Genomic DNA, 8150 nt, shown 5'->3' on the forward strand with positions numbered 1-8150 from the left:
TTACACAAGGGATCACCCGAGTATCAGAGTGCAACGCAAGAGGGTATTTGACCGATTACGCCAGTTTTCCGTGGCAGTTTTTATACTTTTGACCACTTCCACACGGGCAGGGGTCATTGCGCCCGACGCGCGGCGCCTGCGCGGCGGCGCCCGTCGGATCGGCTTCCTGGCTGACGCTGCCGTCTTCGTTGGGATGCGTGTAGGTCACGTTGCCGAGCTGGCTGGCCGAGCTTTCGATGGCTTCGGCGGCCTGGGCGGCCTGCTCCTGCGACTGGATGCGCACGGTCATCAGGATGCGCGTGACCTCCATCTTCACCACGTCCAGCAACTGGCTGAACAGTTCGAAGGCTTCGCGCTTGTATTCCTGCTTGGGATTTTTTTGCGCATAGCCGCGCAGATGGATGCCCTGGCGCAGGTAGTCGAGCGCGGCCAGGTGCTCGCGCCAGTGGCTGTCGATGGACTGCAGCAGCACCATGCGCATGAACGGGCTGAACTGCTCCGAACCCACGATGTCTAGCTTTGCCTGGAAGGCGGCGTCGGCCGCGGCCACCACGCGCTCGACGATGTCTTCGTCGGTGATGGCGTCGCTCTTCTCGACCTCGGCGCGCAGGTTCACCGCCAGCTGCCACTCGTCGGCCAGCACCTTCTCGAGGGCCGCCAGATCCCACTGCTCCTCCACCGATTCGGCCGGCACATGCGTGCGCACCACCTCGGTCATGGCGCTCTTGCGCAGGTTGACGATCTGCGCCTGCACTGATTCGGACTCGAGGATCTCGTTGCGCTGCTGGTAGATCACCTTGCGCTGGTCGTTCGAGACATCGTCGTACTCGAGCAGCTGCTTGCGCACGTCGAAGTTGCGCGCCTCCACCTTGCGCTGGGCGCTTTCGATGCTGCGGGTGACGATGCCGGCCTCGATGGCCTCGCCCTCGGGCATCTTCAGGCGGTCCATGATGGCGCGCACGCGGTCGCCGGCGAAGATGCGCATCAGCGAATCGTCCAGCGACAGGTAGAAGCGGCTCTGGCCGGGGTCGCCCTGGCGGCCGGCACGGCCACGCAGCTGGTTGTCGATGCGACGGCTCTCGTGGCGCTCGGTGGCGATGATGCGCAGGCCGCCGGCAGCCTTGACCTGGGCGTTCAGGCCCTCCCACTCACCATGCAGCTGGGCGATGCGGCGGGCCTTCTCGTCGGCCGGGACGGCCTCGTCGGCCTCCACCATCTGCACCTGCTTCTCGACATTGCCGCCCAGCACGATGTCGGTGCCGCGGCCGGCCATGTTGGTGGCAATGGTGATCATGCCCGGCCGTCCGGCCTGGGCCACGATCTCGGCCTCCTTGGCATGCTGCTTGGCGTTGAGCACCTGGTGCGGCAGCTTGGCCTTGTTGAGCAGGCCGCTGATCAGCTCGGAGTTCTCGATCGACGTGGTGCCCACCAGCACCGGCTGGCCACGCTCGTGGCTGGCGCGGATGTCGGCCGTGACGGCGTCGAACTTCTCCTTGGCGGTCTTGTAGACCAGGTCGAGCTCGTCCTTGCGCACGCGCTGGCGGTTCGACGGAACCACCACGGTCTCGAGACCGTAGATCTCCTGGAACTCGTAGGCCTCGGTGTCGGCCGTGCCGGTCATGCCGCCCAGCTTGCCGTACATGCGGAAGTAGTTCTGGAAGGTGATCGAGGCCAGGGTCTGGTTCTCGCTCTGGATCTCGACGCCTTCCTTGGCCTCCACCGCCTGGTGCAGGCCATCGCTCCAGCGGCGGCCGGTCATCAGGCGGCCGGTGAACTCGTCAACGATGACGATCTCGCCGCCCTGGTTCACGTAGTGCTGGTCGCGGTGGTACAGGTGGTGGGCCCGCAGCGCCGCGTACACATGGTGCATCAGCGTGATGTTGGCGGCGTCGTACAGGCTGGCGCCTTCCACCAGCAGGCCGGCATTGCGCAGCAGGGTTTCGGCGTTTTCGTGGCCGTCTTCGGTCAGATAGACCTGGTGGGTCTTTTCGTCGACCGTGAAGTCACCAGCCTCGACCACGCCCTCGCCGGTGCGCGGGTCGGCCTCGCCGATCTGCTTCTTGAGGCCCGGCACCACAGCGTTGATCTTGACGTACAGATCGGTGTGGTCCTCGGCCTGGCCACTGATGATCAGCGGCGTGCGCGCCTCGTCGATCAGGATCGAGTCGACCTCGTCGACGATGGCGAAGTTCAGGCCCCGCTGCACGCGGTCGGCCACCTCGTAGACCATGTTGTCGCGCAGGTAGTCGAAGCCGAACTCGTTGTTCGTGCCGTGGGTGATGTCGGCGCCGTAGGCGGTCTGCTTTTGCTGACGGTCAAGCCCCGGCACATTGATGCCGACCGAGAGGCCCAGAAAGCCGTAGAGCCGGCTCATCCACTCAGCGTCGCGGCGCGCCAGGTAGTCGTTGACGGTGATGACATGCACGCCCTTGCCCGACAGCGCATTCAGGTACACCGGCAACGTGGCGGTGAGCGTCTTGCCTTCGCCGGTGCCCATCTCGGCGATCTTGCCGTGGTGCAGCGCCATGCCGCCGAGCATCTGCACATCGAAGTGGCGCATCTTCATCGTGCGCTTGCCGGCCTCGCGCACGGTGGCAAAGGCTTCGGGCAGCAGGTCGTCGAGCGACTCGCCCTTGGCCAGGCGCTGGCGGAACTCGTCGGTCTTGGCCCGCAGTGCCGCGTCGTCGAGCTTCTCGAACTGCGGCTCCATCGCATTGATGCGGTCGACAACCTTGCGGTACTGCTTCAACAGGCGGTCGTTGCGGCTGCCGAAAATCGAGGTGAGAAGCTTGGGCAACATGCGGCGAGGGGGCTTGGCGGTGCGGATGGGCTCGCACAGCCTTCGGGCGTCGGATCGGTCCGGCGCGATCGGGCTGCGGCAAGAACCCGTCACGCGGGTATCGGGGCTTGGGGCCTGCCGGCGCGGCTGGCCACGGCACGGTGGTCGACGTCAACGCGTGCTGCCGGGCAGATGGGGCCGGCAGACCGGGCCACAAGGCCGGCATTTGCCATTCATCAGCGGCAGCTCGCAAAGCGCACGAGTCTATCATTCGGGTGCTGCAGCCCCACCTGGCGCCAGGCGCTCCTGCCCGGGCGCGCAGACCGGGCTGCCACCTCACCGCCTTCGCCGCCCCATGAGCCTTCCTCCCCGTCGCCCGCCTGCCGGCTCGGCCCCGCTGCCCCCGGGCACGCGCGGCATCGAGCAGGCCCTGGCCGGCAGCCAGGCGCTGGCCTCGCTGGTGCAGCGCATGCGCGAGTCAGAGGGTCGGCTGGCCTGCGTGCGGCCGCTGCTGCCGCCACCCATGCGCGCCCATGTCAAGGCCGGTCCGCTGGACGACGAGGGCTGGACCTTGCTGGCCACCAACCCCGCGGTATCGGCCAAGCTGCGGCAAATGCTGCCCACGCTGCAGAACCGGCTGCAGCACAGTGGCTTCGATGGCCGCGCCGTGCGCGTGAAGCTGCTGTCGCCGGGTTGAGATGCGCGCTGCGGCGCCCTTGACACCACCGGCCCGCTGCTTTGCCAACAGCCTCGGGCCAGCGCGACCGATGGCAGTCGGACGCCCGGGCTGGGGGTGCGTGGCGCGTGGCGCGTGGTGCCGGCTTTCGGAATCGAACCGAAGACCTTCCGCTTACAAGGCGGGTGCTCTACCAACTGAGCTAAGCCGGCACGCTGAAACCGGATTCTAGGCGGCCAGGGTGGCGGCCCATGGCGGCGGTGGCCACCCCATGCCACCCGGCGCCGGCAGCCACATGGCCGCCAGCGCACAGGCGATCACTTCACCCGCTTCAAGGCCGGGCGCGGGCCGCCGGGCGGCGGCGTGTCGGTGGGCGGCTCGTCGGCCGGCTCGGGCGCGCTGGTCGAGCCGCTGACGCTGGGCTCGGTGTCGTCCGCCGTCGTGGCCAGGCGCAGGCCGCTGCGGGCGGCCTCGGCCGCGGGGGCCGCCGTGGCCGGCGGCGCGGCGCCGGGCTCGCCCGGCACGGGCACCGGGAAGGCCATGCCTTGCCCGTTTTCGCGGGCATAGATGGCCACCACATGGTCCACGGGCACCAGGATGTCGCGCGCCATGCCGCCGAAGCGGGCCTTGAACGAGATGTACTCGTTGCCCAGCTCCAGCCCCGAGGTGGCGTCGATGCCGACGTTGAGCACGATCTCGTTGTTCTTGACGTACTCCATCGGCACCTGCACGCCCGCGGCCACGTGCACCGCGATGTAGGGCGTGAAGCCATTGTCCACGCACCACTCGTGCAAAGCGCGGATCAGGTACGGACGCGTTGAACTGCCCTGCTCTTCGGGGCTCGCCGGCTTGGACATCGTGTTGCTGCCGCCTTACTTGCGCATCACCTTTTCGGACGGCGTCAGCGCCTCGATGTAGGCCGGGCGCGAGAAGATGCGCTCGGCGTACTTCAGCAGCGGCGCAGCGTTCTTGCTGAGGTCGATGCCGTAGTAGTCCAGGCGCCACAGCAGCGGGGCGATGGCCACATCGAGCATGCTGAAGTCGTCGCCCAGCATGTACTTGTTCTTCATGAAGATCGGCGCCAGCTGGGTCAGGCGTTCGCGGATCTGCGAACGCGCCTTCTCGAGCTGCTTGTCGTTGGCCTTCACCGTGGCGCCACGCCCTTCGAGCGTGTTGACGTGGGCGAACAGTTCCTTCTCGAAGTTGAACAGGAACAGGCGCACGCGCGCACGGGCCACCGGATCGCCGGGCATCAGCTGCGGATGCGGGAAGCGCTCGTCGATGTACTCGTTGATGATGTGCGACTCGTACAGGATGAGGTCACGCTCGACGAGGATGGGCACCTCGTTGTACGGGTTCATCAGCGCGATGTCTTCGGGCTTGGCGAACAGGTCGACATCGCGGATCTCGAAATCCATGCCCTTCTCGAACAGCACGAAGCGGCAACGGTGCGAGTAGGGGCAGGTGGTTCCGGAGTAAAGCACCATCATGACGGCGGACTCCCAGTCAGTAGTTCTCAGAAAAGACAAAACGCGCAGCGGCGCGAGAAAGCATCCGCTGCGCGCGACGGACCTGACGGGCACCGTCAGGTCCGCGGGACGTCACTTGACGTCTTTCCAGTAGGCGGCGTTCAGGCGCCAGGCGATCGTGGTGAAGACGGCCAGGAACAGCAGCACCCAGACGCCCAGACGCGCGCGCTGGTTCTGCGCCGGCTCACCCATCCATTGCAGATAGCCCACCAGGTCGGCCATGGCCGCATCGTAGTCGGCCTTGTTCAGCTGGCCCGGCTTGGTCTGCTCGAAGCCCTTGAACACATGCACCGTCCGGGTGGCGTCGTGCGGATCCTTCTCGTCGGCGAACACCGCGCGCTGCTCACCTTGCAGCTGCCACAGCACATGCGGCATGCCCACCGACGGGAACACCAGGTTGTTCCAGCCGGTGGCCTTGGTCTCGTCACGGTAGAACGTGCGCATGTAGGTGTACAGGTAGTCGGCACCCGAGCCATTGGCACCGGCACGCGAACGCGCGATGACGGTCAGGTCGGGCGGCGTGGCGCCGAACCAGTCCTTCGCGTCCTTGGCGTTCAGGGCCACCGTCATCAGATCGCCCACCTTCTCGGTGGGGAAGAGCATGTTCTTCTTGATCTGGTCTTCGGTCAGGCCGATGTCGCGCAGCCGGTTGAAGCGCATGAAGGCCGCGGCGTGGCAGTTCAGGCAGTAGTTGACGAACAGCTTGGCACCGTTCTGCAGCGACGCCACGTCGGTCACGCGCTCCTTCGGAAACTTGTCCCAGGCCGGGCCCGCGTCACCGCTGGCCAGGGCCGTGGTGCACAGCGACAGCGCCGCCAGCAGCCCTGCAATGATTCTTTTCATGATCAGCGTGCTCCTGCGTCAATGGGGGTGGAAGGTGACGCGATCGGGTACCGGCTTGAAGGTACCGATCGTGCTCCACCACGGCATCAGCAGGAAGAAGCCGAAGTAGAACAGCGTGCCGACCTGCGAGACCAGGGTGCCGACTTCCGACGGCGGCTGGATGCCCAGGTAGCCGAGCACGACGAAGAACACCAGGAAGATGGCGTACATCACCTTGTGCCAGGTCGGGCGGTAGCGGATCGACTTGACCGGGCTGAAGTCCAGCCAGGGCAGGAAGAACAGGATCACCACGGCGCCACCCATCACCACCACGCCCCAGAACTTGGCGTCGAAGGTCTTCAGCAGCACGGCCGCGATGAACATCGCCGCCACCGCGGCAATGCGCACCTTGCCGCGCAGCACCGCCAGTGCCCCCACACCGCCCAGCGCCAGGATGACGCACAGCACGTTGACCATCACGTCGGTGGTGGCCCGCAGCATCGAATAGAACGGCGTGAAGTACCACACCGGCGCAATGTGCGGCGGCGTCTTCAGCGGATCGGCCGGGATGAAGTTGTTGTACTCGAGGAAGTAGCCACCGAGCTCGGGGGCGAAGAACACCACCGCGGTGAACAGCATCAGGAACACACCCACGCCGAACAGATCGTGCACGGTGTAGTAGGGGTGGAACGGAATGCCATCCAGCGGCTTGCCCTTGGCGTCCTTGGGCGCCTTGGGGCCCTTGATCTCGACGCCGTCGGGGTTGTTCGAGCCCACGTCGTGCAGCGCCAGCAGGTGGGCCACCACCAGGCCCAGCAGCACCAGCGGCACGGCGATGACGTGGAAGCTGAAGAAGCGGTTCAGCGTGGCATCACCCACCACGTAGTCGCCGCGGATCAGCAGCGCCAGGTCGTTGCCGACGAAGGGCACGGCCGCGAACAGGTTGACGATCACCTGGGCGCCCCAGTACGACATCTGGCCCCAGGGCAGCAGATAGCCCATGAAGGCCTCGGCCATCAGCGCCAGGAAGATCGCGCAGCCGAACACCCACACCAGCTCGCGCGGCTTGCGGTAGCTGCCGTACATCAGGCCGCGCCACATGTGCAGGTACACCACCACGAAGAACGCCGAGGCGCCGGTGGAGTGCATGTAGCGGATCAGCCAGCCCCAGGGCACGTCGCGCATGATGTACTCGACCGAGGCGAAGGCCAGGCTCGCATCGGGCTTGTAGTGCATCACCAGGAAGATGCCGGTGACGATCTGGATCACCAGCACCAGCAGCGCCAGCGAGCCGAAGAAGTACCAGGCGTTGAAGTTCTTCGGAGCGTAGTACTCCGACATGTGAACCTTGTACGCGTCGAACGCGGTGGGAAACCGGTTCTCGAACCAGTTCGTCACCTTGGCGCCCACGGGCGCGTCGGCGGGGAGTTCCTTGAAAGTTGCCATGGTTGCCTCGTCCTGACGTGCGTCAGCCCTTCTTGTCTTCGCCGATCAGCAACTTGGCGTCGCTGAGGTACATGTGCGGGGGCACTTCGAGGTTGTCGGGCGCGGGCACGTTCTTGAACACGCGGCCGGCCATGTCGAAGGTGGAACCATGGCAGGGGCACAGGAAGCCACCCGCCCAGTCGTTGGGCAGCGAGGGTTGCGCGCCGGTCTGGAACTTGTCGGACGGCGAGCAGCCCAGGTGCGAGCAGATGCCCACGGCCACCAGGAACTCGGGCTTGATCGAGCGGTGCGGGTTGCGCGCGTAATCGGGGGTCAGCTCGCTGGGCTTGCGCTCGGACTTGGGGTCGGCCAGCAGCGGGTCGAGCTTGGCCAGCGCGTCGAGCTGCTCCTTGGTGCGGCGCACGATCCACACCGGCTTGCCGCGCCATTCGACGGTGAGCTTCTCACCCGGCTTCAGGCCGCTGATGTCGGCCTCGACGGCGGCGCCGGCGGCCTTGGCGCGCTCGGACGGGGCAAAGGTGCTGACGAAGGGCACGGCAGCCGCGACGCCGCCGAGGGCGCCGGCACCAGCCGTGATCGCCACCCAGGTGCGTCGGCCTTGGTCGACGGTGCTGTCACTCATGGGAATCCTCTGGAAGAGAGCCGAAGGGCTGCGAATGGTCTTTAGGGCAACCCGCGATTCTAGCGGAGCCCCGCCTGCTGCGGCCCTCGCTGGGCACCGATTGACGGTTCAGCCCGGTCGCCGATACTGCTTTGCGGCCATCGCGCGTGGCCGCACAACCACAGGAAACAGGAGTACACCGATGGGTTTTTCAAGTGAGTTCAAAGAGTTTGCGCTGAAGGGCAACGTGATGGATCTCGCCGTCGGCGTGATCATCGGCGGCGCCTTCGGCAAGAT

Annotated in this window: 8 protein-coding genes and 1 tRNA gene; 2 read left to right on the forward strand and 7 right to left on the reverse strand. The window is 66.2% G+C overall.

The features are described from left to right. Nucleotides 1-55 precede the first annotated feature (55 nt). The gene (gene secA / locus N4G63_RS12170; protein WP_260790594.1) at nt 56-2800 is read right to left on the reverse strand and encodes a preprotein translocase subunit SecA; all 2745 of its coding nucleotides are present in this window, start codon (nt 2798-2800) and stop codon (nt 56-58) included. 334 nt (nt 2801-3134) lie between these two features. Between secA and N4G63_RS12175 the strand changes: the two genes are divergently transcribed. Next, nucleotides 3135-3476: a hypothetical protein gene (locus N4G63_RS12175; protein WP_314599721.1), complete on the forward strand. Its 342-nt coding sequence runs from the start codon at nt 3135-3137 to the stop codon at nt 3474-3476. Between the two features lie 115 nt (nt 3477-3591). Here N4G63_RS12175 and N4G63_RS12180 read toward each other — a convergent pair. The 6 genes from N4G63_RS12180 to petA form a co-directional block, all read right to left on the reverse strand. Beyond that, nucleotides 3592-3667: transfer RNA gene (locus N4G63_RS12180), tRNA-Thr, on the reverse strand. Nucleotides 3668-3772: 105 nt separating this feature from the next. Next, the gene (locus N4G63_RS12185; RefSeq protein ID WP_260790577.1) at nt 3773-4312 is read right to left on the reverse strand and encodes a ClpXP protease specificity-enhancing factor; all 540 of its coding nucleotides are present in this window, start codon (nt 4310-4312) and stop codon (nt 3773-3775) included. Between the two features lie 15 nt (nt 4313-4327). Beyond that, nucleotides 4328-4945, reverse strand: coding sequence for a glutathione S-transferase N-terminal domain-containing protein (locus N4G63_RS12190; protein WP_260790575.1), 618 nt, complete (start codon nt 4943-4945; stop codon nt 4328-4330). A gap of 111 nt (nt 4946-5056) precedes the next feature. Then, nucleotides 5057-5827, reverse strand: a complete 771-nt coding sequence (locus tag N4G63_RS12195; protein ID WP_260790573.1) for a cytochrome c1 — start codon at nt 5825-5827, stop codon at nt 5057-5059. A gap of 18 nt (nt 5828-5845) precedes the next feature. Then, entirely contained in the window at nt 5846-7252 is a 1407-nt protein-coding gene (locus N4G63_RS12200; protein ID WP_260790571.1) for a cytochrome b, read from the reverse strand. Nucleotides 7253-7274: 22 nt separating this feature from the next. Beyond that, nucleotides 7275-7874, reverse strand: a complete 600-nt coding sequence (gene petA / locus N4G63_RS12205) for a ubiquinol-cytochrome c reductase iron-sulfur subunit (RefSeq protein ID WP_260790569.1) — start codon at nt 7872-7874, stop codon at nt 7275-7277. A gap of 181 nt (nt 7875-8055) precedes the next feature. On the opposite strand from petA, the gene N4G63_RS12210 reads away from it, so the two are divergent. After that, nucleotides 8056-8150 (forward strand): MscL family protein (locus tag N4G63_RS12210; RefSeq protein ID WP_314599737.1); only part of this gene is annotated, 95 nt, incomplete at its 3' end.

The sequence above is a fragment of the Aquabacterium sp. OR-4 genome (genome assembly GCF_025290835.2).
Lineage (GTDB): Bacteria > Pseudomonadota > Gammaproteobacteria > Burkholderiales > Burkholderiaceae_C > Pseudaquabacterium.

What these genes read in the sequence shown, in the direction of transcription:
- secA (WP_260790594.1), bottom strand. Translation starts at nt 2,800, where the DNA reads ATGTTGCCCAAGCTTCTCACCTCGATTTTCGGCAGCCGCAACGACCGC.
- petA (WP_260790569.1), bottom strand. Translation starts at nt 7,874, where the DNA reads ATGAGTGACAGCACCGTCGACCAAGGCCGACGCACCTGGGTGGCGATC.
- N4G63_RS12185 (WP_260790577.1), bottom strand. Translation starts at nt 4,312, where the DNA reads ATGTCCAAGCCGGCGAGCCCCGAAGAGCAGGGCAGTTCAACGCGTCCG.
- N4G63_RS12195 (WP_260790573.1), bottom strand. Translation starts at nt 5,827, where the DNA reads ATGAAAAGAATCATTGCAGGGCTGCTGGCGGCGCTGTCGCTGTGCACC.
- N4G63_RS12200 (WP_260790571.1), bottom strand. Translation starts at nt 7,252, where the DNA reads ATGGCAACTTTCAAGGAACTCCCCGCCGACGCGCCCGTGGGCGCCAAG.
- N4G63_RS12190 (WP_260790575.1), bottom strand. Translation starts at nt 4,945, where the DNA reads ATGATGGTGCTTTACTCCGGAACCACCTGCCCCTACTCGCACCGTTGC.
- N4G63_RS12175 (WP_314599721.1), top strand. Translation starts at nt 3,135, where the DNA reads ATGAGCCTTCCTCCCCGTCGCCCGCCTGCCGGCTCGGCCCCGCTGCCC.